The sequence below is a fragment of the Leifsonia shinshuensis genome, assembly GCF_031456835.1.
Taxonomy (GTDB): domain Bacteria; phylum Actinomycetota; class Actinomycetes; order Actinomycetales; family Microbacteriaceae; genus Leifsonia; species Leifsonia shinshuensis_C.
Map to the genome: position 1 here is coordinate 1,455,930 of NZ_JAVDVK010000001.1, position 23,300 is coordinate 1,479,229.

Annotated in this window: 22 protein-coding genes; 5 read left to right on the forward strand and 17 right to left on the reverse strand. The window is 71.8% G+C overall.

Translation table 11 applies throughout. The features are described from left to right. Window positions 1–24 precede the first annotated feature (24 nt). The 3 genes from J2W45_RS07125 to J2W45_RS07135 all read right to left on the reverse strand — a co-directional run bounded on the left by J2W45_RS07125 (window position 25) and on the right by J2W45_RS07135 (window position 4,971). Complete coding sequence (locus tag J2W45_RS07125) at window positions 25–2,196, reverse strand: cell wall-binding repeat-containing protein (RefSeq protein ID WP_310130216.1); 2,172 nt, start codon at window positions 2,194–2,196, stop codon at window positions 25–27. 162 nt (window positions 2,197–2,358) lie between these two features. Then, window positions 2,359–4,257, reverse strand: a complete 1,899-nt coding sequence (locus J2W45_RS07130) for a cell wall-binding repeat-containing protein (RefSeq protein WP_310130219.1) — start codon at window positions 4,255–4,257, stop codon at window positions 2,359–2,361. A gap of 84 nt (window positions 4,258–4,341) precedes the next feature. Then, window positions 4,342–4,971 (reverse strand): LysE family translocator, encoded by a 630-nt coding sequence (locus J2W45_RS07135; protein WP_310130223.1) that lies wholly within the window; start codon window positions 4,969–4,971, stop codon window positions 4,342–4,344. 122 nt (window positions 4,972–5,093) lie between these two features. On the opposite strand from J2W45_RS07135, the gene J2W45_RS07140 reads away from it, so the two are divergent. After that, window positions 5,094–5,567: an Lrp/AsnC family transcriptional regulator gene (locus J2W45_RS07140; protein ID WP_310130224.1), complete on the forward strand. Its 474-nt coding sequence runs from the start codon at window positions 5,094–5,096 to the stop codon at window positions 5,565–5,567. Between the two features lie 8 nt (window positions 5,568–5,575). On the opposite strand, the gene ilvA is transcribed toward J2W45_RS07140, so the two are convergent. From ilvA to J2W45_RS07175, 7 genes are all read right to left on the reverse strand, one after another. Next, complete coding sequence (ilvA, locus tag J2W45_RS07145) at window positions 5,576–6,835, reverse strand: threonine ammonia-lyase (protein ID WP_310130225.1); 1,260 nt, start codon at window positions 6,833–6,835, stop codon at window positions 5,576–5,578. 53 nt (window positions 6,836–6,888) lie between these two features. After that, window positions 6,889–8,148, reverse strand: a complete 1,260-nt coding sequence (locus J2W45_RS07150) for an AI-2E family transporter (RefSeq protein WP_310130226.1) — start codon at window positions 8,146–8,148, stop codon at window positions 6,889–6,891. 99 nt (window positions 8,149–8,247) lie between these two features. Beyond that, window positions 8,248–8,853 carry a hypothetical protein gene (locus J2W45_RS07155; RefSeq protein WP_310130227.1) on the reverse strand — a complete coding sequence of 202 codons (606 nt, stop codon included), beginning with the start codon at window positions 8,851–8,853 and terminating at the stop codon, window positions 8,248–8,250. Window positions 8,854–8,890: 37 nt separating this feature from the next. Then, a complete protein-coding gene (locus J2W45_RS07160; RefSeq protein WP_310130230.1) occupies window positions 8,891–9,949 on the reverse strand; it encodes an ABC transporter ATP-binding protein in 1,059 nt (352 codons plus the stop codon). A 1-nt stretch (window position 9,950) separates the two neighbouring features. Further along, the gene (locus J2W45_RS07165) at window positions 9,951–10,823 is read right to left on the reverse strand and encodes an ABC transporter permease subunit (RefSeq protein WP_310130232.1); all 873 of its coding nucleotides are present in this window, start codon (window positions 10,821–10,823) and stop codon (window positions 9,951–9,953) included. Continuing rightward, window positions 10,811–11,809: an ABC transporter permease gene (locus J2W45_RS07170; protein ID WP_310130234.1), complete on the reverse strand. Its 999-nt coding sequence runs from the start codon at window positions 11,807–11,809 to the stop codon at window positions 10,811–10,813. Before J2W45_RS07170 ends, J2W45_RS07165 begins: the two co-directional genes overlap by 13 nt. Then, window positions 11,788–12,924: an ABC transporter substrate-binding protein gene (locus J2W45_RS07175; protein WP_310130235.1), complete on the reverse strand. Its 1,137-nt coding sequence runs from the start codon at window positions 12,922–12,924 to the stop codon at window positions 11,788–11,790. The genes J2W45_RS07170 and J2W45_RS07175 overlap by 22 nt, the downstream gene beginning before the upstream one ends. 140 nt (window positions 12,925–13,064) lie before the next feature. On the opposite strand from J2W45_RS07175, the gene J2W45_RS07180 reads away from it, so the two are divergent. Continuing rightward, complete coding sequence (locus J2W45_RS07180) at window positions 13,065–14,294, forward strand: winged helix-turn-helix domain-containing protein (RefSeq protein ID WP_310130237.1); 1,230 nt, start codon at window positions 13,065–13,067, stop codon at window positions 14,292–14,294. Then, window positions 14,291–14,752, forward strand: a complete 462-nt coding sequence (locus tag J2W45_RS07185; protein ID WP_310130238.1) for a hypothetical protein — start codon at window positions 14,291–14,293, stop codon at window positions 14,750–14,752. The genes J2W45_RS07180 and J2W45_RS07185 overlap by 4 nt, the downstream gene beginning before the upstream one ends. A 57-nt stretch (window positions 14,753–14,809) precedes the next feature. On the opposite strand, the gene J2W45_RS07190 is transcribed toward J2W45_RS07185, so the two are convergent. The 3 genes from J2W45_RS07190 to J2W45_RS07200 form a co-directional block, all read right to left on the reverse strand. Continuing rightward, a complete protein-coding gene (locus J2W45_RS07190; protein WP_310130239.1) occupies window positions 14,810–15,544 on the reverse strand; it encodes an ABC transporter permease in 735 nt (244 codons plus the stop codon). Next, window positions 15,541–16,329, reverse strand: coding sequence for an ABC transporter ATP-binding protein (locus J2W45_RS07195; protein WP_396427111.1), 789 nt, complete (start codon window positions 16,327–16,329; stop codon window positions 15,541–15,543). Before J2W45_RS07195 ends, J2W45_RS07190 begins: the two co-directional genes overlap by 4 nt. 63 nt (window positions 16,330–16,392) lie before the next feature. Next, window positions 16,393–17,019: a TetR/AcrR family transcriptional regulator gene (locus tag J2W45_RS07200; protein ID WP_310130241.1), complete on the reverse strand. Its 627-nt coding sequence runs from the start codon at window positions 17,017–17,019 to the stop codon at window positions 16,393–16,395. Between the two features lie 152 nt (window positions 17,020–17,171). Here J2W45_RS07200 and J2W45_RS07205 point away from each other — a divergent pair, with 152 nt between their 5' ends. Both J2W45_RS07205 and J2W45_RS07210 read left to right on the forward strand, forming a co-directional pair. Beyond that, a complete protein-coding gene (locus J2W45_RS07205; RefSeq protein ID WP_018191575.1) occupies window positions 17,172–17,738 on the forward strand; it encodes a LemA family protein in 567 nt (188 codons plus the stop codon). Window positions 17,739–17,745: 7 nt separating this feature from the next. Continuing rightward, the gene (locus J2W45_RS07210; RefSeq protein ID WP_310130242.1) at window positions 17,746–18,630 is read left to right on the forward strand and encodes a M48 family metalloprotease; all 885 of its coding nucleotides are present in this window, start codon (window positions 17,746–17,748) and stop codon (window positions 18,628–18,630) included. Between the two features lie 102 nt (window positions 18,631–18,732). Here J2W45_RS07210 and J2W45_RS07215 read toward each other — a convergent pair whose 3' ends face one another. From J2W45_RS07215 to J2W45_RS07230, 4 genes are read right to left on the reverse strand one after another with little or no spacing between them, the layout of a single operon-like run. Then, on the reverse strand, window positions 18,733–20,046 hold the full coding sequence (locus tag J2W45_RS07215; RefSeq protein ID WP_310130243.1) for a D-arabinono-1,4-lactone oxidase: 1,314 nt from the start codon (window positions 20,044–20,046) through the stop codon (window positions 18,733–18,735). Beyond that, window positions 20,043–21,335: a type III PLP-dependent enzyme domain-containing protein gene (locus J2W45_RS07220; RefSeq protein WP_310130245.1), complete on the reverse strand. Its 1,293-nt coding sequence runs from the start codon at window positions 21,333–21,335 to the stop codon at window positions 20,043–20,045. The genes J2W45_RS07215 and J2W45_RS07220 overlap by 4 nt, the downstream gene beginning before the upstream one ends. Next, window positions 21,335–22,591, reverse strand: a complete 1,257-nt coding sequence (locus tag J2W45_RS07225; RefSeq protein ID WP_310130247.1) for an MFS transporter — start codon at window positions 22,589–22,591, stop codon at window positions 21,335–21,337. The genes J2W45_RS07220 and J2W45_RS07225 overlap by 1 nt, the downstream gene beginning before the upstream one ends. After that, window positions 22,588–23,289 (reverse strand): TetR/AcrR family transcriptional regulator, encoded by a 702-nt coding sequence (locus J2W45_RS07230; RefSeq protein ID WP_310130248.1) that lies wholly within the window; start codon window positions 23,287–23,289, stop codon window positions 22,588–22,590. Before J2W45_RS07230 ends, J2W45_RS07225 begins: the two co-directional genes overlap by 4 nt. Window positions 23,290–23,300: the final 11 nt, after the last annotated feature.

The window sequence follows — 23,300 nt, forward strand, 5'->3', positions numbered from 1 at the left end:
GCGCGGCCGGCCGCGGCTCCGGCGTCAGCAGGTCGTGCCGCGCGAGACCCCGTCGCCGACCACGTTCGGGCCGCCCAGCACGGCCGTCGAGCGCACGCCGAGGCTGAAGAGCTGATCGGCCTCCGGCTTCGTGAGGCAGCCGCCCCGCGCAAGCAGGAGCGGCAGGTGCGCGTGACCGCCCCAAGCGGCGCCCGTGAGTGCATCCGGGAAGTCCAGCCCGGAGGCGATGAGCGCGGTCGGAGCGTCAGGGAAGGCGAAGGCCGTGACCGCGGCGTTGGTCGCGAACCGGTCGAAGCCGGCGAGCCGGGTGACCTGCGCGACCGCGGACAGGGCGTGGTCGAGTGACGACGGGACGACGTTCGCGCCGCCGACCACGGCGATGCGCTTCGGTGCAAGGGCCGCCAGGGTTCCACCGACCGTGACGCCGGTCGTGTCGCTCCCCGGCGTCAGCAGGACCGGCCCGCCCTGGCTGCCGGCGGCGCCGGTGGCCGAGAGCGCGTCGGGGAAGCTCGTGCCGCTCGCCACGTACGCGATGTCCGCCGAGCCCGGCGCGAAGGCGTAGTGGGCGACGATACTGCTCGTGTCGTACCGGTCTCCCCCGGCCAGCCGCACCACGTTCGGCACGATCGCGGCGAGGGAGTCGGTCACCGCCGGCGTGACGGCGTTGACGCCCCCGACCACGACGACCCGCGCCGGGTGCAGCCGGACGATCTCGTCGGCCACGGTTTTCGGCAGCATCCAGGGCGCCGTCAGCAGCAGCGGTCCGCCCTCGTGGGCCGCTGCGGCGCCCGCCGAGAGCGCGTCCGGGTAGTTCGTGCCCGACGCGACGTACACGACGGGAGCGCTGATCGGATAGCCGGCCTGCGAGATGGCGACCGACGTCGCATAGCGGTCGAATCCGCTCACGCGCTGGTCGGGCAGGTGCTGGTGCCGGACGTCGAAGCTCTGCACGCCCATGAACAGCGAGCTCTGGTCCGTGCGGGAGATCACCGGGGTCTCCAGCCAGCCGTAGCTCGCGGCGAACGCTCCGGCCGAGCCGTCCGCCGGGTACGCGGCATCCAGCTCGTCGGCCGGCACGGTGAGGGTGGTGCTCGCTCCGGGGTCGGTGTGGCAGGTGGCGACGGCCTGCAGCCGCAGGGTGAAGTCGCTCTGCCGGAGCGCGTCGTCGACGGCCGCGTGATCCGTGTGGGTGTAGACGAAGCATCCCTTGGCGTCCAGGTTGCTGTAGGCGCCCACGACACCGGCGTCGGGCAGCGAGCCGTCGATGCCGAGCGCCGCCTTCTGCGCGAGCACCGTGCGCATCGCCCAGTCCACCTTGGCCGGGGTCAGGTCGCCGTCGCCGAGGTCGAAGTCCACGAGGGCACCGCGTCCCTGCCGGTCCGTCCAGACCCGGGCTGTGGAGTCGGTGAAGTCGGCGGCGTGGACGCCGTTCGGCCGGTCCGGTTGACGGGCCTCGCGCTTCAGATCCACGCCCCCGGTCGGGAAGGCCGCCGTGGTCACGGAGGGTCCGAAGTCCCCGGGCAGGCTGGTGTCCGACCGCGACATCGTCGTGAAGTAGTTCAGCCACGAGTTCAGGCGCGCCTCTTCGCAGGAGGCGGTCCGCATCCCCTGCGGTGCAGGCGACACCGGGGTGATGCCGTCGAGCACGCTGAGTGCGTAGCCGACCGGGCTGCAGTGGTAGGTGGACTCGCCGCGGGTCATCAGGACGAACACCTTGTAGAGGTCCGGCCGGTTCGCGTAGAACGACGCGGCCTCGAACTCGTCGTCGGGATGCGGGATGGCGATGTAGAGGATGCGCGCCGGCGACGCGGTCGGCGCCGGTGCGGGGGCTGCCGGGTCGGTCGGCGCGGGGGTCGACGTGCTGGGCGCATCGGTCGGATCGGGCGACGGGGTGTTCTCCGGTGCCGTCGGGTCCGCGGGTGTGCCGGTGCTGCCGCCGGACGGGTCGGTCGGGTCAGGGGTGGCGGGTGCGGCCGGATCGGTGGGAGCGGACGGGTCGGATGGATCGACCGGTGCGCCCGTCGCCGACGGATCGCTCGTCGCGCCGGTGGGGTCGCCGGCGTCGCTGGTGGACGCCACCACGCGTGAGCCGGCGGATGCGGGTACCTCGGCGGGCAGGGCGGAGAAGCCGGTGGTGGTCAGGGCGATGAGAGCGAGCGCGGCGAAGGCGCGCGCGCTGGAGGCACGGTGGGGCAAGCGGATCCTCGGGCAGGTCGAGACGGATGCTGGTCCGTCTCCTTCGGGTTTTCGTCGCCGGGGATCACCGGCTTCGCCAGCCTAGAAGCGCGAAGGGATAACGGACGACCGCTCAGTACCCCCAGATCTGGGGAACCGCTGGCCCCACTTCGGGCGGTTCGCTCAGCAGGTCGCGCCGCGCGTGACACCGTCCCCGACAACGTCCGCTCCGCCGAGCATCGTGATGGAGTCGGCTCCGAGCGTGTAGAGCTGGTCGGCCTCGAGCTTCGCGAGGCACCCGCCGCGGGTCAGGAGCAGGGGCACGTGCGCGTGGCCCGCCCAGGCCGCGCCGGTCAGGGCGTCGGGGAAGTTGAGGCCCGAGGCGATCAGCGCCGACGGGGCGGAGTCGTAGGCGAACGCCGTCACCAGCGCATTGGTCGCGAACCGATCGCTTCCCGCTAGTCTCTGCACCGGCGCGACCCCGGTCAGTGCCCGGTCGAGGGAGGCCGGTACGACGGAGGCGCCCCCGACGACGGCGATCCGCTTCGGCGCCAGGCCGGCGAGCGTGGCGCGGACCGTCGCGCCGGTGGTGTCGCCGCCCGGCGTCAGGAGGACGGGAGCGCCCTCGGTTCCCGCCGCGCCCGTCGCCGAGAGCGCGTCGGGGAAGCTGGACCCGCTCGCGATGTAGGCCGTCGCCGCGGAGCCCGGCGCGAAAGCGTACTCGGCCACCCGGCGACTGGTGTCGAACCGGTCTCCGCCCGCGAGCCGGACGACGTCGGGCGCGAGGGCGGCCACGGCGTCGGCGACCGCGGGCGTGACCGCACTGTCGCCTCCGACCACGACGACCCGAGCGGGATGCAGCCGGGTGATCTCGTCCGCCACCGCGCCCGGCAGCATCCACGGCGCCGTGATCAGGAGCGGGCCGCCCTGGTGGGCCGCTGCCGCTCCGGCGGAGAGCGCGTCCGGGAAGTTCGTGCCCGACGCCAGATAGACCACCGGGGCGCCGTCGGGATACGACGCCTGCGAGATCGCGACACTGGTCAGGAAGCGGTCGGCCCCGCTCACCCGGCGCCCCGGCAGGTGCTGGAAACGCACATCCACGCTCTGGACACCCATGAAGAGGGAGCTCTGATCCGCGCGGGAGACGACCGGCGTCTCGAGCCACGAGTAGCTCTGCGCGAAAGCGCCGGCGGAGCCGTCCGCCGGGTAGGCGGCATCGAGGTGGCCCGCGGGGACCGTCGAGGTGCTGGTGGTCCCGGAGTCGTCGCGGCAGGTCGTCGCGCCCTGGAAGCGCAAGCCGAGGTCGGTCTGCCGCAGCGCGTCGCTGATCGCGGTGTGGTCGCGGTGGCTGTAGCGGAAGCAGCCCGGCACGTTCTCGTTGCTGAATGTGCCGACGGCGCCGTAGTCGGGAAGCGTCGTGTCCAGACCGAGCGCCGCCCTGCCGCCGATGACCGTCCGCAGCGCCCACGCAGCCTTCGCCGGCGTCAGCGCGCCGTCGCCGAGGTTGAAGCCGACGAGCGCACCCCGGCCCCGGCGGTCGACCCACACCCGGGCGGTCGAGTCCGTGAAGTCCGGGATCACGGCATTCGAGGGGATCTCCGGCCGGACCCCCGGACGTGACAGCGAGACCCCGCCGGCCGGGAACGCCCCCGACGTCGTCGCCGGGCCGAAGTCGCCGGGCAGCGAGGTGTCGGTCTGCGACATGGCGGAGAAGTAGGACAGCCAGGAGTTCAGCCGCGCCTCCTCGCACGACGCGGTGCGGATCCCACGCGGAGCGGGTGTCACCGGCGGCGCTCCCTCGCTCACGGCGAGTCCGTACACGACCGGGCTGCAGTGCGTCGTCGCCTCCCCGCGCGTCATCAGCACGAAGACCTTGTAGAGGTCCGGCCGGTCGGCGTACATCGCCGCCGCCTGGAACTCGTCGTCGGGATGTGCGACTGCGATGTAGAGCACGCGGGAAGGAGTCGTGGCCGCCGGAGCACTGCGTTCGAGCGCACGCGCCGCGGTCGGCGCCAGGCTGCCGATACTGCCGATGCCGGCGATCACGGCAACGCCGACGGCGAGTGCGCGCAGGAACCTCATCCTCTGTCCTCTCGGGTGGTGTCACCTGAGAGGACGCAGCGATCAGCGGATCATGACGGCGATGGGGCCCATCGCCCCGCCGGCTCAGTGGCCGGGCAGGAGCATCACTCCGCGCTCGATCAGCAGCGCCACGCCGATCGCCGTCATGGCAGCGCCCGACACCTTGGCGACCACCGCGGCGCTCCGCGGCCGCGAGACCAGGACGAAGCGCGCGAGGAGGGCGACGCCCGAGTACACGACGGCGCAGGTCACCACGAACAGTCCTCCGAGCAGCAGCATCTGCGCCGCGGGCGGCCAGCCGGACTCGGGGCTGGTGAACTGCGGCACGAGCGCCACCAGCACCAGGAGTCCCTTGGGGTTGAACCCGGACACACCGGCGCCGCGGAGGAAGCTGGCCCACGGCGATCCCGCACGCGACGTCACCTCGGCCAGCGGCACGGAACGGCGCAGGAGTCCGTTCAACCCGATCCACACGAGGTAGAGCGCACCCCCGACCGTGAGCACGCCGAGGAGGACGGGACTGGCCGCCACGAGGGCTCCCACCCCCACCGCCACGGCGACGACGACGAGCGCATAGCCGCTCAGGATGCCCGCGACCGACGACACCGCGCGTCGCCCGGCCCCCGCGGCGATCGCGTACGCCCAGTCGGCGCCCGGGGTGAGCACCAGGAGCGCTGCCACGCCCCAGAATCCGAGGATCGCCGTGGTCGCCATCCCGCTGCCTCCGTCCCTCACGCGGGCCTTTCCCGCTTCTGGGCGGCAATCTATGTCAATCCGGGCCGAAAGTGCTCCCTGATTCTGCGCAGTGTCCGACGGAATGTGGAAGAATCCACCGCATGGATGCCATCGACCGCGAGATCCTTGCCGTACTCCAGGAGGATGGGCGGATCAGCCTCACCGACCTCGCCGACCGCGTCGGGCTGACGCTCTCCCCGTGCCACCGCCGCGTGCGCGAGCTGGAGCGGTCGGGGGCGATCGAGCACTACCGCGCGGTGGTCTCCCCGTCGGCGGTGGGCCTCGACTTCGAGGCGATCGTCTTCGTGCGCATCGACCGGACCGACCCGGAGACGGTCGGCGCCTTCGAGGCCGGAGTGCTGGCCATCCCGTCGGTGGTGCAGGCCGAGCGCCTGTTCGGCGACCCGGACTACATGCTGCGAGTGCTCACGACCGACCTGACGGCCTACCAGGAGCTGTTCGACGGGCCGCTGGGCGCGCTGCCCGGGGTGCGGAAGCTGTCCTCCACCCTGGTCATGAAGCAAGTGACGGGGCCGCGAGCGCTGCCGACCGGCCTCGCGCGGGCGAAGGGCTGAGGCGAGGGCTACTCGTCGTCGACGACCGGGTCGTAGCCCGCCGCGCGCAGCGCCTCGATGACGTGCCGCCGGTGGTCGGTGCCGCGCGTCTCCACGCTCACGTCGAGTTCGACCTGGCTCAGCTGCATCCCGCGTCCGTGACGCGTGTGCAGCACCTCGACCACGTTGGCGTTCACGCCGGCGAGGATCTCGGCGATGCGAGCGAGCTGGCCGGGGCGGTCGGGCAACTGGATCGTGAGCTTGAGGTACCGGTCGGACGCCGCGAGACCCTGGCTGATCACGCGCTGCATCAGCAGCGGATCGATGTTGCCGCCGGACAGGATGGCCACGGTCGTTCCGTCGGCCGGGATCGCCCCGGCGAGGATGGCTGCGACGCCGGCCGCGCCCGCGGGCTCGACCACGAGCTTGGCGCGCTCCAGCAGCATGACCATGGCGCGGGCGATGTCGTCCTCGGAGACCGTGACCACCTGGTCGACGGCCTCCCGGATGATCTGGAAGTTGAGCGCGCCGGGCCGGCTCACGGCGATGCCGTCCGCGATCGTGGCGACCAGGGAGATGTCGGTCGGCTCCCCCGCGGCCAGGGACGGCGGGTAGGCGGCGGCGTTGGCCGCCTGCACGCCGATCACGCGGACCTCGCGGCCTTCACGCGCCGCGCGCTGCTTGACCGCGCTGGCGACGCCCGAGATCAGCCCGCCGCCGCCGATCGGGACGACGAGCGTGCGCACATCCGGCACCTCGTCGAGGATCTCGAGGCCGAGTGTGCCCTGCCCCGCCACCACGTCCGGGTGGTCGAAGGGCGGGATGAGCACCGCGCCGGTCTCCGCGGCGAAGTCGGCCGCGGCGCGCAGGGTCTCGTCGACGATGCTGCCGCTCAGCACCACATCCGCCCCGTAGGCGCGCGTGGCCTGGAACTTGGGGATGGCGACGCCGACCGGCATGAAGATCGTGGCGTGGATGCCGAGCTCGCGCGCCGCGAAGGCCACGCCCTGCGCGTGGTTGCCCGCCGACGCGGCGACCACGCCCCGCGCGCGCTCCTCGGCCGTGAGCTTCGACATCCGGTTGTAGGCGCCGCGGATCTTGTACGACCCGGTGCGCTGGAGGTTCTCGCACTTGAGCACCACCGGCGCGCCGAGGATGTCGGTGAGGTACCGCGAGGTCTCCATCGGCGTCGGCTGGGCGACGGCGGCGACGGTGGCGCGCGCTGCCTCGAACTCGTCCAGGCTGGGCCCGGCGAACGGGGTGCGCGTGTGATCGGTCGCGGTTGCCACGCGCCCAGCCTAGCGGCGGACGTATGCCGTCGACTGTATGCGGGTGCGACCTACTACCGCGCGGGCGGGCGGCGGACCGGCCGCGGGACGGTCTCCCAGATCGCCCGCTCCGGCGGGGTGTAGTCCGACGTCGGGGTGTTCCGCCAGACGCCGCTGGCGATGTAGTGCACCATCACGTTCAGCACGGCCACGAACGGCACGGCGAACAGCGCGCCCGGGATGCCGGCGAGCAGCGACCCCGCCGCGACGGCCAGCACCACCGCGAGCGGGTGCACCTTCACCGCACTGCCCATGATGAGCGGCTGGAGGATGTGCCCCTCGATCTGCTGCACGAGCAGCACGACGCCGAGCATGATCAGCGCGAACACCCAGCCCTTGAAGACCAGGGCGATGAAGATCGCCAGCGCTCCCGTGACGACCGCGCCGACGACAGGGATGAACGACCCGAGGAACACCAGGACCGAGATCGGGATGACGAGGGGCAGCCCCAGGAAGAATGCTCCGAGGCCGATGCCGAGCGCGTCGATCGAGGCGACTAGCACCTGCACCTTCGCGAAGTTCTTAAGCGTGACCCAGCCGGCCTTGCCCGCTCCGTCGATCGCCGCGCGCGAGCGCTTCGGGAAGACCCGGACGATCCATCCCCAGATGCTCTTGCCGTCGATCAGGATGAAGATCGTGCTGAACAGGACCAGCAGGGCGCCGGCGAAGACATGCCCGAGCGTGGAGCCGACCGACAGCGCACCCGAGAGGAAGACCTGGCTGTCCTGCTGGATCGACTTCCCGATCGAGGCGAACGCGTTGCTGATCTGATCGGGGCTGAGTCCGAGGGGACCGGAGGTGAGCCACGCCTGCAGGTCGTTGAACGAGGCGACCGACTGCTTCTGCAGCTCCCCGCTCTGCCGCGTCACCTGCCAGATCGCGAGGTACAGCAGGCCGCCGACGACCACGATGAGCGTGATCAGCACGACGACGATCGCGAGCCACTTCGGCCAGCGGTGGCGCACCAGGAAGTCCTTGAACGGCACGAGCAGACCGGCGAGCAGCACCGCGATGAGCACGGGGATGACGATGAGCTTCAGCTGGATGATCAGGAAGATGACGACGGCGAGGACCGCGCCGATCAGCAGCAACCGCCACGACCAGGCGCCCGCGATGCGCATCCCCCGCGGAACGGTCTCGTCGGCGGGCTCGATGGGCTCGCCGAGGTCACGGCGGCGGCGCTGGAACCACGCGCGTGCGGGCGCGCGGTTCGCATCCGGGCCGGCGCCGGGTGCGGTCGTGGGCGACGGGACGGGGCGGTCGATGTCGGACATGCCCGTCAGTGTAGGCCGCGGCACTCCCGGTGCAATGGAACCGCGGCCCGGCGGTCGGCCCCTTCCCAGGCGGGTGATCCCGTCGTACGGGTGTGGGCCTCAGAGCGTGATGATCAGCGGCGGGTACTCGATGTCGGTGCGGTACCACTGCCAGGTGGAACCGCCGGTCTGCTGGATGGACGCGTAGGTCACCTGGCCGGGCGCCACGTTGTGGAGCCCGACCACGACGGCCACGTTCCCGTTCACGGTGCGCGCGCCGGCACCCGAGACCGAACCCGCGCCCGCGTATCCGCCGACGGTGAGGGAGACCGGGCCGTTCGCCGTGATGGCGAAGGTCAGCACATAGCTGCCGACCGAGGTCACCCCGTAGGCCGACGGCGTGAAGTGGACGGAGACGCCCGGACCGCCCGACGGGGTCGGCCGGTAGGTGAAGGACGCGTACGGAGTGCCCGTGGTGTCCGTCTGCATGATGTCGGAGGCGATCAGGGTGAGGTTCGTCCTGCCCTTCCCCACGGTGTGGGTGGGGCTGATGGAGTCGATGGGGCGGAACCACGGGAAGGTGATGATCTCGTGCACCGACACCTGGTGCGCGAGGTCCGTGAGGGACAGGGTTCTCTCGAACGTCGTGAGGTCGATCGTCTCAGCGGCTTCCGCTGCGTCGTCCTCCCCCGCGCGCTCCCCCGGAGTTGGAGACTCGCTGGACATGCGCGCACCCTACTCCGGGGCCGGCGCGGCGCGACAGTCAGCGCGGCGCGACGGTGACCGGGGATCCGCTCAGGCCGACGCTCACGCGATCCCCCGGCTCGGGCCGCTCCCGCGCACCGTGCTGCAGCGACAGCTCGCTGCCGTCCTCGAGCCGCACCCGCGTGCGCCGGAGCGCCCCCAGGAAGCTGGTGGTGAGCACGACGCCCGGGATGCCGTCCGCGACGAGCAGGACGTCCTCCGGACGCACATACGCGGTGACCGGCCCGTCGTCCACCGGCGACGCGAGCGGGACCTCCTGGCCGAGAGCCGACAGCCGCCCGGCGGCCACCATGCCCTCGACGCGATTGGTCAGGCCGACGAACTCGGCCACGAACGCCGTCGCGGGACGGTGGTAGAGCTCCTCGGGGCTGCCGATCTGCTCGATCCGGCCCGCGCGCATGACGGCGACGCGGTCGGCGACGGCGAGCGCCTCCTCCTGGTCGTGCGTGACGAAGAACGTGGTGATGCCGAGCTCCGTCTGGATGCGGCGGATCTCGTCCCGCAGCTGCACGCGCACCTTGGCGTCGAGGGCGGAGAGCGGCTCGTCGAGCAGCAGCACGCGCGGCTCGGTGACGAGTGCGCGGGCGAGCGCGACGCGCTGCTGCTGGCCGCCGGACAGCTGGTGCGCGTAGCGGTCGGCGTGGTGGTCGAGGCCCACCAGCTCGAGCGCCTCGGCCGCGCGCCGCCGGCGCTCCGCCGGGGCGACCTTGCGCATCCGGAGACCGAACTCGACGTTCTGGCCGGAGGTGAGGTGCGGGAACAGGGAGTACGACTGGAACACCATCCCGAGGTCGCGCCGGTTGGTCGGCTCGTCGGTGACGTCGCGTCCGTCGATCAGGATGCTGCCGCTGTCCACGCGCTCCAGTCCGGCGAGCGAGCGCAGCGCGGTCGTCTTGCCGCAGCCGCTCGGGCCGAGCAGGGCGATCAGCTCGCCCGGCGCAGCCTGCAGGTCGAAGCCGGCCAGCCCGGCGCCGCCGCCGAAGTCGCGGACGAGGTCGCGCAGTTCGACGGTGGATCCGGTGCGCGCGGAGAGGACGGGGGTCTCGAGGGCGGTCATGTCAGCCTTTCGCGGTGCGCCGTCGCCGCACGCTCACGAGGCGGTCGACGACGACGAGGAGGACGAACGCGAACACCAGCGCGAGGAGCGCGAAGATGACCGCGACGAAGGGGTCGGACTGCGACACCAGCAGCAGCGAGGTCTGCAGGTTGACGCGGGAGAGGAGCGAGGCGATGGTGAACTCGCCCAGCACGACGGCGACCGAGAGCGCGGCGGCGGCAAGGATGCCGCGCCGCAGGTCCGGGACGAGCACGCGCCAGAACACGGTCCACCAGGGGGCGCCGAGCGAACGGGCCGCCTCGCTGAGCGTGATCATGTCGACGGCGGCGACGTTGCTCTGGATGGCGCGGTAGGCGTACGGCAGCACAGTGATCCCGTACGCGAAGGCGAGCGTCCACGCACCGGAGCCGAAGACGTCCGTCACGACGGCGTAGGTCGGCGCGAGGCCCACCACCATCACGATCGCCGGGATCATGATCGGCAGCAGGCAGATCCCCTCGAGCAGCCGGCGCAGCTTCGGGAACCGCAACTCCACCAGCACGATCGTCGGCAGCAGCACCAGCAGCATGATCGCGACGGTCACGACCGCGAGCACGAGCGAGTTGCCGAGCCCCTGGTAAACGCGGTCGTACCGCGTCGTCTCTCCCGAGAAAACGGCCACCCAGCGGTCGATGTTGTACACGCCGGGCTTCGCCGTGCGCAGGGTGAACTCGACCATCGAGAACAACGGGATGAGGAAGAACAGCCCGAGGACCACCCAGATGACCGTGCGGACGGCGGGACCGGGCCCGAGACGCAGCTCCTGCGAGCGCCTGCGGCGGGCCGGCCGGACCTCCGGGGTGCGGGTGTCCACCGCGCGCGTCATCGCTGCCACCTCGCGGTGCGGCGGACCAGCGCCGAGTAGCCGAGCATGACGACGACCATCACCAGCAGCATCCCGAGCGCCATGGCGCCCGCGAGGTTGGCGCGGCCGAGCACGGTCTCGCTGATCAGCGCCTGCCGGATCTGCAGCGAGACGATGTTGTTCGCCTGGCCGACCAGTGCTGCGGCGGTCGCGTACGACGAGAAGGCGTTGGCGAAGAGGAGCAGCAGGCTGCCCAGGAACGACGGGAGCAGGATGGGGCCGCCCACACGCGTCCAATACGTCCAGCGGCTGCCGCCCAGCGTCGCCGTCGCCTCCAGCCACTGCGGACGGAGTCCCTCCAGCGCCGGCATGAAGGTGATGACCATGAGCGGGATCTGGAAATAGAGGTACGGCAGGATGAGGCCGGGCACCGTGTACAGCCACACCCCGTTCTCATAGATGTTGATGTGCGCGACCGTGCGGAGCAGCACGGTGACGAGGCCCTGCGCGCCGATCGTCGCGATGAAGGCGAACGCCAGCATGACGCCGCCGAACTGCGCGAGGACGCTGCTCGCCGAATCGACCAGCGAGCGGGTCACGCCGCCGGGGCGCGAGCGCAGCAGGGCGAAGCACAGCGCCGCGCCGGCGATGGCCCCCACGATCGCGGTGACCGCGGAGAGCCAGAAGGCGCCGAAGAACGAGCCGGCGATGGCCGGCTCCATGAGCCCCGTCAGGTTGGCCCAGGTGAAGCGGCCGTCCGCATCCAGGAAGCCGCTGCCCACGGCGACGACCGTCGGAACGGCCAGGAAGACGATCACGTAGAAGGCGAACGGCGTCAGCCCCAGCACGGCGGCAGCGCTCTTCCGGCGCCGCCGCCCGGCCCTGACGCCTGCGGGCCGGGCCGACGACGGCTGCCGCCGGGTCTCCGTCGCGGAGACGCCGGCGGCAGCACGATCGACCGCAGGCGCCGCGGCGCCCGTCACGGTCTCGGTCATCAGCCGACCGCGTTCGCCCACTTGGCGTTGAGCAGCGTGCCGGCGTCGGTCGCCTGCTTGTCGCTCATCACGGCCACTTTGTCGAGCTTGCCCGGGAACTCGTCCTTGTCGAGCGTGCCGGCCTTCTCCATGGCGTCGACGCGCGCCGGGTAGGCGCCGCCCTTCAGCCACGCGTTCTGGGCGGCATCGCTGTAGAGGTACTCCTCCCAGAGGCGCGCGGCCGCGGGGTGCGGGGCATCCTTGTTGATGGCCTGGTTGTAGTAGCCGACGTAGGCGGTGCCCGGGAGCACGACGTACTTCCAGTTCACGCCGCCGCCCTTGATGGTGTCGGAGGTGGCGTAGCCTTTCTGGTTGAACGACCAGTCGAGCAGCACCGGGGTCTCACCGGAGGCGATGGTGTTGGGCTTGCCGTCGGCGGCGTTCCAGTTGCCCGCCTTCTTGAGCTTCGAGAACCAGTCGATGCCCGGGGTCAGGTCGTCGAGCGTCCCGCCGTTCTGCAGGGTGGCGTACGCGACCGCGCCGGCCGCGGCGGCCGCCTGGGTCGGGTTGCCGTTGAGCGCGACCGCACCCTTGAACTCGGGCTTCAGGAGGTCGTCGAACGACTTCGGGGCGGTCTTGATCTTGTTGGCGTCGTAGCCGACCGCCATGACGCCGTAGTAACCGACCTTCCAGAGGCCGTCCTTCTCCTTCTGGCCCTCGGGGATGTCGTCCCAGCCGGTCGGCTTGTAGGCGGCGAAGTACTGGGTGTTCGCCAGAGCGACCGAGGAGCCGATGTCGAAGGTGTCGGGAGCGGTGTCCTGGCCCTTGAGCTTCTTCGCGGCGTCGATCTCCTCCTGGCTGGAGGCGCTGTCCTGGCTCGGGTTGATCGTGATGCCGTACTTCTTGGTGAAGCCGTCGAAGATCTCCTGGTAGTTCGCCCAGTCGCCCGGGGTCGCGATGATGTTGAGGCTGCCCTCCTTCTTCGCGGCGGCGACCAGCGCATCCATCCCGCCGGCCGACGCGACGTCGGTGGCGGTGCCGATCTTCGCGGTGTCGGCGGTGCTGGCGTTCGCGCCGCCGGAGCAGGCGGAGAGCGAGAGTGCGACGACGGCGGCCGCGGCCGCGAGGCCGGCGACACGTGCGCGCTTGTTGATCACGGGTTTCCTCCAGTGCAAGGTGTCGACCGGGCGGTGCGCCCGGACGTGGTCACCGTAGGAAGGCCAGGCGTCCGGGCGCCTTCGCGCCGGTGACACCGCGGTGAACGTCCGGTGTCCGGGGTTGTCGCTATGGTCGTTCCGTGGTCGAACAGATCTCCCCCGCACTCGCACGTCGCATCGCGCTCGCCGCACAGGGGTTCGGCAGGCCGCATCCCGACGCGGTGGGCGCCCGCCAGCTCAACGGCCTGATGGACCGCCTGCGCCTGCTGCAGATCGACTCGGTCAACGTCTTCGAGCGCAGCCACTACCTCCCCGCGTTCGCCCGCCTCGGCGCCTACGACCGCGGCCTGCTCGACCGGCTGACGTTCGACGCCCGCGGCCCGTACACCGAGTACTGGCCGCACGAGGCGGCGTTCATGCGCACGGAGGACTGGCCGCTGTTCGCCTGGCGGATGCGCGAGTACCGCGAGCGGTACGGCGGCCCAGGCAGCTGGTACGAGGTCAACCAGAGCACGGTGGAGTGGCTGCGCGGGGAGCTCGCCGCGAACGGACCGCTGGTGGCCGGCGACATCGAGCACGACGCCAACTACCGCACCGGACCGTGGTGGGGATGGTCGGAGGTCAAGCGCGCCCTGGAGCGGATGTTCCTGTTCGGCGAGGTCGCGATCGCGGGGCGAACGCGCTTCCAGCGCCGGTACGGGCTCGCCGCCGACGTGCTGCCCGCGAGCGTGCTGGAACCGACGGTGAGCGACGAGGACGCCATCCGCGAGCTCCTGGGGCGCGCGGCGGTGGCGCACGGGATCGGGACGGCGCGCGACTTCGCCGACTACTACCGCATCAAGGGCCCGCGCGTCGGCGTGGCGCTGCAGGAGCTGGAGGATGCGGGCGAGCTCGTCCCGGTCGAGGTGGCCGGGTGGGAGAGCGCCGGGCGGCCGCTCCGCGCCTGGATGCACCGCGACGCTCGCAAGCCCCGGCGGGTGGAGGCGGCGGCGCTGCTGTCGCCGTTCGACCCGGTGGTCTGGTACCGCGACCGGGCGCTGCGCGTGTTCGGGTTCCACTACCGCATCGAGATCTACACGCCGGCACCGCAGCGGGTCTACGGCTACTACTCGCTGCCCATCCTGATCGACGACGCCCTGGTCGGGCGCATCGACCTGAAGAGCGACCGGCAGGCGGGCGTGCTGAGGGTGCAGTCGGCCTGGACGGAACCGGAGATGCCCGCCGTGCCGCTCGACCGCCTCCTTCCGCTGCTGGCTGAGACGGCCGCGTGGCAGGGGCTCGACCGGGTGGAGGTCGCGGAGGGCGCCCGGGGCGACCTCGCCCCGATCCTCGCGGCGGCGCTGCGCCCGGGGGTAGGGTTCGGGGCATGACGTCACCGCTGGACTACCTGGATCAGGACGGGGCCGACGAGGCCGACTACGAGTCGCCGATGCGCGAGCTGTACGCCTATCACGACGGCGACACCTGGCTCGACGGCATCGTCACGGGCGTGAGACCGCACGGAGCGTCGGACGGGGGCACGCTCGTCCAGTTCGACGAGCGCCTGTGGGTGCCGGCGCGCGAGGTCCGCAGCTCCGACCACTACATCGCGGTGCTACTCAACCCCGACTCGGAGGTCTATGCCGAGGTGATCCAGTCGCTCGTCGACGGGAAGCCGAAGGAGGTCATCCGCGACGTCTCGATCGTGGGCGACGACAACGTCGGCACCGAGTGGCGCCTGCTGGACGAGCCCCCGACGGGCACCCGCGTCCGCTACCGCTACACGGGCACCGCCGAGCTGCAGGTGCCCGACGGCGACCACGTGCCCGACGGGCGCGCGAGCGCGTAGCGCGTACTGCGCTGCGCCGGCCGTTCCGCGCCGTCGGCCGGCCGCGCCGCGCCCGCCTCAGGCGGTGCGCCGCTGCAGCGTGAGCGCCCCGAGCACGACCGCCGCCACCGCGAACGACCCGATGATGAGCAGCTGGCCGCCGACGTAGGCGGCGTCGTGGCTGTCCGCCGCCACCGCGTTGAGCGCATCCACCGCGTGCGACAGCGGCAGCCAGTCGCTGATCTCCTTCAGACCCGCCGGCAGCTCGTCGCGCGGCAGGAAGATCCCGCCCAGCAGGATCTGCGGGAACACCAGCAGCGGCATGAACTGCACCACCTGGAACTCGGTGCGCGCGAACGCGCTCGCGAACAGCCCGAGGGTGCTGCCGAGCACCGCATCCGTCACGGCGACCGCGACCAGGAGCCAGGGGTCGCCTTTCACGTCCAGCCCGCACACCCACAGCGCGTAGCCCGACGCCAGCAGCGCCTGCACGATCGCCAGCAGCCCGAACGCGATCGTGTAGCCGAGGATGAAGTCGCCGCGCCCGAGAGGCATCGACAGCAGGCGCTCCAGCGTCCCGGTGCGGCGCTCCCGCAGCGTGGTGATGGAGGTGACCAGGAACATCACGATGAACGGGAACAGCGCCAGGATGGCCGGCCCGATCGTCTGGAACACCGGCGTGTCCGTGAAGATCCACGCCACCAGCCCGATCAGGAGGCTGGGCACGATCAGCAGCAGCACCACGGTGCGGGGATCGTGGCGGATCTGGGTGAGCACCCGGCCCGTGGTCGCCAGCGTTCTGGTGGGGTTCATCGCACGTCCTCCCCGAGGTCCGCCGCGTCCTCGTCCGTCCCGGGCAGCGCGTGGCGCGCGTGCCGGCGCCGGAGCAGCGCGAGGAACGCACCCTCCGCATCCGCCGCCCCGGTCTCGGCGAGCAGCTCGTCGGGCGTCGCGTCGGCGAGCACGGCGCCGTCGCGCATGAGGATCAGCCGGTCGCAACGGGTCGCCTCGTCCATCACGTGGCTGGAGATGAGGAGGCTGGTGCCCGAGTCGGCGAGGCGGTGGAACAGGCCCCACAGCTCCACCCGGAGCAGCGGATCGAGCCCGACCGTGGGCTCGTCGAGCACCAGCAGGTCGGGCGAGCCGAGCAGGGCGGCGGCGAGCGAGACGCGGCTGCGCTGGCCGCCGGAGAGCGCCGACACCAGCCGGCCGGCGTGCTCCTCCAGGTCGGTCGCGGCGATCGCGCGCTCCACATCCGCCCGCCCGGCGCCGAGGACGCGCCGGAAGTAGGCGAGGTTCTGCCGGATGGTGAGGTCGTCGTAGACGCTCGCCGCCTGCGTGACGTAGCCGACACGGTGTCGCAGGGGCGCCGAACCGGCGGGCTGACCGAGCACGGTCACCGTGCCGCCCTTGACGCGCTGCACGCCGACGATCGAGCGCATGAGGGTCGTCTTCCCGCATCCACTCGGCCCGAGCAGGCCGACGACCTGCCCGCGCGGGATGCGGAGGTCGAGGCCGTGCAGGATGTCGGCGCGGCCACGACGCACCCGGAGGCCCTCGATGGCGACGGCGGGCTCCACCGCATCCGGCGAATTCATCATGTGCTGAATTATTCGCTCCGGCGGACGCCGCGTCAAGACACCACTCGCGGCGCGGTCGCGTCAGGAGACAGGCGCGTCGGGGTCGCCGAACAGGTGCCACTGGAGCACCGGCCCGACCCGGCGCGCGAGATCCTCCGCGGGCGTGCTCGCGATCGGCTCGACCTGCAGCGCGTAACGGGTCATCATGATCCCGACCAGCTGGGCGGCGGCGAGCTCCCCGCGCAGGGATGCGTCGGGCGCGTCGCTCAGGGAGGCGAGCTTCGACAGCACCTCCCGCTGCAGGAACTCCCGCACCATCCGCGTGCCCGGCCCGCTGCCCAGCACGGTGCGCAGCACCACGACCATCCGCCGGGCGGACTTCTCGTCGTCGAGGCGCTCCAGGATGTAGCGCACCAGCGACTCCCCCACCCGGTCGCGGGGGCCCGCCAGCACCACGTCGAGCACGCGGTCGGGCCGCAGCGGCACCTCGAGCGTCGCGGCGAACAGGTCCGCCTTGCCGTCGAAGTAGTGGTGGACGAGCGCGGAGTCGACGCCAGCGCGGCGCGCGACCGCACGGAGCGAGGCTGCCTCGTAGCCGCGCTCGGCGAACTCGTCGGCCGCCGCGCGCAGGATCGCCGAGCGCGCGGACGCCGCGCCGCGCTCCTTGCGCGGCCGCCCGGGTCGGCGACGTTCGGCCAGCTCGCTCACGGAGCCATTGTGCACCCGGACGTCCACTGTCCGCCTCTGAGGTGGTTGCTTCGAGTGTGATGGGAACGCGGTCGGCGCCGCCTCCGCCGAAGCTAGGATGTGACCTGCGCAATCACTCGACCCGGCGCCTGTACACAAGGAGTTCAGCGAACATGGAATGGCTCATTCCGGTCATCATCGTCGTCGTGATCGTGGCGATCATCGGGATCTATCTGTGGGCCACCTACAACTCCCTCGTGACGCTGAAAGTCCGTGTGGACGAGGCGTGGAGCGACATCACGGTGCAGCTGAAGCGCCGTGCCGACCTCATCCCGAACCTGATCGAGACGGTCAAGGGATACGCCGCGCACGAACGCGGGGTGTTCGAGTCGGTGACGCAGGCGCGCGCCGAGACGCTGTCCGCGCAGACGCCCGGTGAGGCGTCGGTCGCCGAGAACCACATGCAGACCGCGCTGAAGAGCATCTTCGCCGTGGCCGAGGCGTACCCGCAGCTGCAGGCGAGCCAGAACTTCCTGCGTCTGCAGGCCGACCTGGTCGACACCGAGGACAAGATCCAGGCGTCGCGCCGGTTCTACAACGGCGGCGTCCGCGAGTTCAACACCAAGATCAAGGTCTTCCCGAACAACCTGTTCGCCCGACGCCTTGGCTTCACCGAGCGCGAGTTCTTCGAGGTCGACAACCTCGCCGCGATCGCCGAGCCTCCGCGCGTCCAGTTCTAGGGCGTCGATGTACAGGGCGATCGCCAGGAACAAGCGCAACACCGTCTTCATCATCCTGCTGTTCCTGGTACTCATCGGTGCGCTCGGATGGCTGGCCTCGGTCATCTACCAGAGCTACACGATCCTCGTGGTCGTGCTCATCGGGGCGATCCTCTACGCGCTGTTCCAGTACTACCTGGCGAGCAGTCAGGCGCTGAGCATGTCGGGGGCCATCCCCATCCAGAAGGCGGACAACCCGCGCCTCTGGAACATCGTCGAGAACCTGTCGATCACGACGGGGACGCCCATGCCGGCGGTCTACATCGTCAACGACCCGGCGCCGAACGCGTTCGCGACCGGGCGCGACCCGCAGCACGCGTCGGTCGCCGCCACGACGGGGCTGCTCGACATCATGACGGATGCGGAGCTCGAGGGCGTCATGGCGCACGAGCTCGGGCACGTGCGCAACTACGACATCCGGCTCGGGATGATCGTGTTCGGCCTCACCGTCGCGATCGGCTTCATCGCCGACATCTTCCTGCGGATGGCGTTCTTCGGCGGCAACCGGAACAACAACAACGGCGGCGGCAACCCGGTCGTGCTGGTGTTCGGGCTGATCGCCGCGATCGTGGCGCCGCTGGTCGCGACGCTGGTGCAGCTGGCCGTCTCGCGGCAGCGTGAGTACCTGGCCGACGCGACGGGTGCGCTGACGACGCGGCACCCGGACGCCCTGGCGAGCGCGCTGCTCAAGCTGGAGGCGTACGGCCGCCCGATGCGCAAGCAGAACTCCTCCATGGCGCACCTGTGGATCAACGACCCGCTGAAGCCGGGCCTCGTAGCGCGCCTGTTCTCGACGCACCCGCCGATCCCCGAGCGCGTCGAGCGCCTGGAGTCGATGGGCGGCAGCTTCTAGCCCGCTGACTGCCGCGGTTCGGAACGTCTGCGCCCGCGCGCGCGGGCGCAGACGTTCCGAGACGCAGCAGACATCGGCGCGAAGGCCGGCGCGGCGCGCGGGTCAGGGCCCGAGCACGCGGCGCAGGTAGACGTTCTCGAAGCGGCGGTCCGGGTCGAGCCGGTCGCGCACCGCGAGGAAGTCGTCGAACCGCGGGTAGACCGCACGCAGCGCGTCCGCATCCCGGCTGTGCAGCTTGCCCCAGTGCGGCCGGCCCTCGTGCGCGACCATGATCTCCTCGACCGCCGAGAAGTACGCGCGCTGGTCCTCCCGGTAGTACCGGTGCACCGCGATGTAGCCGCTCTCGCGCCCGTAGGCGGTGGAGAGCCAGTTGTCGTCGGCCGCCGCGCTGCGCACCTCGATCGGGAAGGAGATGCGCCAGCCGCGCCGCTCGATCAGCGCCTTCACTTCGGCGAGCGCCGCGGGCACCGCCTCCCGGGGCAGGGCGTACTCCATCTCGCGGAACCGGACGGTGCGGTTGGTGACGAAGACGCGCGGCGCGTGGTCCGTGAAGTCGCGGTTGCCAGTGAGCCGTTGCGCCAGGCGGCTGAACGGCGGGATGACGCCGGGTGCGACGGCGCCGAGCGCGCAGACGCCGCGGTAGACGCCGTTGGCGAGCAGTTCGTCGTCGACCCAGCGCCCGGCACGTGACAGCGGCTTGCGCTCGGCCGTGAGCGGCAGCCGGGTGTTCGTCTTGGTGAGCGCCGTCTCCGTGTGCGGGAACCAGTAGAACTCGAAATGGTCCTCCGCGGCGGACCGCTCGAGGTACGACTCCATCGTCGCCTGCAGCGGTTCCGGCCGCTCGACGGCCTGGAGCAGGTACGCCGGGACGCACTGCAGCGTGACGTCGACGATCACGCCGAGCGCCCCCAGCCCGAGCCGGGCGGCCGGGAGCAGCTCCGCGTTCTGCGTCTCGTCGATGCGCAGCAGCTCCCCCAGTCCGGTCACCAGGGTGAGGCCGACGATCTGCGTCGCGAGGCCGCCGAACGATCCGCCCGTCCCGTGCGTGCCGGTGGAGGTGGCGCCCGCGATGGTCTGGCGGTCGATGTCGCCCATGTTCTCCAGCGCCAGCCCGTGGGGCCGGAGCAACCGCGGCAGCTGATGCAGGTGCGTGCCCGCCGCGAGCGTGACCCGTCCGCGTTCGAGGTCCACATCCAGGATGCCGTTCAGATCCTCGAGGTCGAGCTGCACGCCGGGTGCGACAGCGATGCCCGTGAAGCTGTGGCCCGCGCCGACGGGTTTGACGCGCATCCCGGTGCGGATGGCCGCCTGCACCGCGCGCTGCACCGCCTCGGCGGACGCGGGACGCTCGACGCGCTGCGGGCGCACCGCCTCGGTCCGCCCCCAGTTGCGCCAGAGTCCGCCGACCGCCGTCACAGGAAGACCTTGCCGTCGCCGCGATACGTGGCCGCCTCGCCGACCACGCGCGCCCGGCCGTCCACCGTGTCCACCAGGTGGAAGGCGTCGACGTGCTCGCTGAGCTCGCCCGACTTCGTGTGCCGCAGCCAGACGCGGTCGCCGATGCGCATGACGCTCGCGGCGGCCCCGGTCAGCGGTGTCTGCACCTCGCCGGCCATCTCGCGCGTCACCATCGACAGGCCGGTCGGCCACTCCACCGACGGCATCCGGTCGGGCCCGGGCGGGCCGGAGGCGATCCAGCCGCCGCCGAGCAGCGTCGCCGTGCCCGCATCCGGGCGGCGCACGACCGAGAGGGCGAAGGATGCGGCCGGCGCCGGACGGAACGACCGGTACGTGTCGAACAGGTGCCCGCCGAAGAGCCCGCTGCCCGCGGCGATCTCGGTCACCGCGTCGTCGGAGGCGGTGAACTCCAGCGACCCGGTTCCGCCGCCGTTCACGAACTCCAGGTCGGCGATCGCACGCACCGCGGCGACCGCCTCGCCACGTCGCCCGAGCAGCTCCTCGCGGGAGTTCTTCTGCATCCAGCGCAGTGTCGCGCCCCACGCCGGCTTCCCGGGGGGATTGTCGCCCTGGCCGGCGATCTGCGCCTCGTAGCCCATCATCCCGACGAGGGCGAAGCCGGGGCGGCGGACGATCGCCGCCGCCAGCTCGCGAGCGGCCGCGGCCGAGTGCACCGGCGACCGGTAGACCCCGACGTGGCCGAGCACCGGCGCGAGCCAGGAGGAGTCGAGTTCGAGGCACAACCGGATGGTCTCGCGCGAGCCTGGAGGCACGATGGCGTCGATGAGGTCGAGGTGCGCGATCGAGTCGACCATCAGCGTCACCCGGGACGCGAGCTCGGGCGACGCCGCGAGCCGCCGGATCGCGCCCCGGTCGGCGGTCGGGTATCCGACCACGACATCCTCGACGGGCGGATGCTCGGCGTCACCCTCGGCGAGCCACAGCGCCTCGGGCAGCGTGTACGCGAGCACGCCCGCGTACCCGGGCAGCGCGAGCACCGCATCCAGCACCGACCGGACGCGCACCGACTTGGACGCGACCCGGATGCTCTTCGCCGCGCGCCCCGACGGCACGGTCGCGCGCCGCAGCATGTCGTGCGCGTTGTGGCGGAGGGCGGGCAGGTGCAGCACGGCGAGCGGCGGGTCCAGCTGCGCGGTCGCGGCGGAGAGCGACGGCCAGAACACGTCGGGCGTCGTCCAGGTGCGCTCGGCGGCGACCGGCGGGGTGGCGAGGTTCAGGTCGGTCATCAGCGCACCGCTTTCACTCGGGCGACCGCGAACGCACCCGCGAACGCGAACAGGGCGGACAGGACGAACAGGCCGGCGAAGCCGCCGAGGGCGGCGACGATCATCGCGCCGAAGAGCGGGGCGACGGCCTGCGGAACGGCGAGGGCGATGTTCATGATCCCCAGGTCTTTGCCGCGGGTCTCCGGGTCGGGCAGCACTTGCGTCGCGAGCGCCTGGTCGACGCTGAGGAAGCAGCCGTACCCGACGCCCAGCAGCGCGGCCGCGATGAACGCGACCGACAGATCCGGCACGAAGGCGAGCAGCAGCGCCGCGACCCCCTGCACCGCCGAGGACGCGAACACGAACGCCTTGCGGCGCCCCAGCCGGTCGGAGAGCCGCCCGAGCACGAGCGACGCGACGATGACGAACACCATGTAGATGAGGATGAGGACGAGCAGGTCGTCGTCCGCGTTCGGGTCGCGCAGGCCGAACTCCAGGAAGTACAGCAGCAGCGACGTCCCGAACGCGTTGCCGAAGTTGACGAGCACACGGCTGAGCAGCGTCCAGCCGAAGTCGGGGTGAGCGCGCGGGCTGATCCACAGCCCCTCGATGACTCCGCGCACCGACATCCGTTCGCGCAGCTCCGGCGGGAGCACGGCATCCGGGAGCAGCAGGAACGGCAGCGCGAGGATGAGCAGCAGCACCGCCATCGCGGTGTACCCGACGAAGGCGCCGACGAAGACGTAGGTGACCAGGGCGACGCCGAGGATGATCCCGATCGCCTGCGGGGCGCTGATCCAGCCGCTCACGTAGCCGCGCTGGTCGACCGGCACCTGGTCGCTGATGGTCGCCGTGAGCGCCGCGGTGAGGATGCAGAACCCCGTGAGCGCCAGCGACCAGAACACGCCCATCCCGACGATGCTCGTCTGCAGCCCGAGCAGGACGAGGGACACCGCGAAGACCAGGGCGCCCGCCGCGATCCACGGGCGGCGGCGGCCGAACCGGCTCGTGGTCCGGTCGGAGAGCGCACCCGTCAGCGGGTAGGCGACGATCGCGCAGACGCCCGAGATGCCCGAGATCACGCCGAACGCCACGACGTTGTCGACCCACGACGTGGTGTGCAGCTCGGTCTGCACCTGGTCGGGCAGGAGCTTCTGGATGGGCGCGAGCTGCGCCATCCACACCCCCAGCCAGGCGACGGCGAAGGCGGCGATCCACCGGCCCGGCACCTTGCGGACGGGCTCGGCGAAGACCGCCGGCGTGGAGGTGTTCGTCATCGGCGGCCTGCTTTCGGGTCGGAGGTGCGGGAGACGGAGGTGCGGGATGCGGCGGTGCTGGATGCGGCGGGCGTGTGGCTGCGGGATGCGGCGGGCGCCGTCAGGGCGGCGAGCGCGTCGGCGGCGACGTCCATGGTGGCGGCGGCCGCCCGGTCGTCCCGCGTCACCAGCCAGGCGAGCGTCAGACCGTCGGTGAACGACACGAGGATGCGGGCCACCTCGTCGATCGGCCGCAGCCAGACGCTGCCCGTCAACCGTGCGGCGTCGGCGGCCGCCTGTGCGGCGACGGCGTGGTAGCGCGCGTACTGGCGCTGCGCGAGCGGCTCGAACCCGGGCTCGCGGAGCGCCCACTGGGTCAGCTCGAGCATCGCCTTCTCGCGGTCGGGGTCGGCGCGGACGCCGTCGAAGTAGTGCTGAAGCCCGGCGCGGACCGCTTCGCGCATCCCGACACCGTGCCCGCCGTCGCAGCCCGCCAGCACCGGCGCGAAGTCGCGCTGCTCGCTCTCGACGGCCGCCTCGATGAGCTCGGCCATCAGCTCGTCCCGCGATGCGAACACGTAGTGGAAGGAGGCCAGGGGCATGTCCGCCTCGGCGACGATCCGCCGGGTGGTGGCCGCGGCGACGCCGTCGCGCGCGATCAGCCGGAGCGCAGCCTGGACCAGCGCCGTGCGCCGGTCCGCCACCGGGATACGCGTCATCCGGACTCCTG

What these genes read in the sequence shown, in the direction of transcription:
- J2W45_RS07130 (WP_310130219.1), bottom strand. Translation starts at nt 4,257, where the DNA reads ATGAGGTTCCTGCGCGCACTCGCCGTCGGCGTTGCCGTGATCGCCGGC.
- J2W45_RS07135 (WP_310130223.1), bottom strand. Translation starts at nt 4,971, where the DNA reads ATGGCGACCACGGCGATCCTCGGATTCTGGGGCGTGGCAGCGCTCCTG.
- J2W45_RS07140 (WP_310130224.1), top strand. Translation starts at nt 5,094, where the DNA reads ATGGATGCCATCGACCGCGAGATCCTTGCCGTACTCCAGGAGGATGGG.
- J2W45_RS07150 (WP_310130226.1), bottom strand. Translation starts at nt 8,148, where the DNA reads ATGTCCGACATCGACCGCCCCGTCCCGTCGCCCACGACCGCACCCGGC.
- J2W45_RS07155 (WP_310130227.1), bottom strand. Translation starts at nt 8,853, where the DNA reads ATGTCCAGCGAGTCTCCAACTCCGGGGGAGCGCGCGGGGGAGGACGAC.
- J2W45_RS07160 (WP_310130230.1), bottom strand. Translation starts at nt 9,949, where the DNA reads ATGACCGCCCTCGAGACCCCCGTCCTCTCCGCGCGCACCGGATCCACC.
- J2W45_RS07185 (WP_310130238.1), top strand. Translation starts at nt 14,291, where the DNA reads ATGACGTCACCGCTGGACTACCTGGATCAGGACGGGGCCGACGAGGCC.
- J2W45_RS07190 (WP_310130239.1), bottom strand. Translation starts at nt 15,544, where the DNA reads ATGAACCCCACCAGAACGCTGGCGACCACGGGCCGGGTGCTCACCCAG.
- J2W45_RS07195 (WP_396427111.1), bottom strand. Translation starts at nt 16,329, where the DNA reads ATGAATTCGCCGGATGCGGTGGAGCCCGCCGTCGCCATCGAGGGCCTC.
- J2W45_RS07205 (WP_018191575.1), top strand. Translation starts at nt 17,172, where the DNA reads ATGGAATGGCTCATTCCGGTCATCATCGTCGTCGTGATCGTGGCGATC.
- J2W45_RS07210 (WP_310130242.1), top strand. Translation starts at nt 17,746, where the DNA reads ATGTACAGGGCGATCGCCAGGAACAAGCGCAACACCGTCTTCATCATC.
- J2W45_RS07220 (WP_310130245.1), bottom strand. Translation starts at nt 21,335, where the DNA reads ATGACCGACCTGAACCTCGCCACCCCGCCGGTCGCCGCCGAGCGCACC.
- J2W45_RS07225 (WP_310130247.1), bottom strand. Translation starts at nt 22,591, where the DNA reads ATGACGAACACCTCCACGCCGGCGGTCTTCGCCGAGCCCGTCCGCAAG.
- J2W45_RS07230 (WP_310130248.1), bottom strand. Translation starts at nt 23,289, where the DNA reads ATGACGCGTATCCCGGTGGCGGACCGGCGCACGGCGCTGGTCCAGGCT.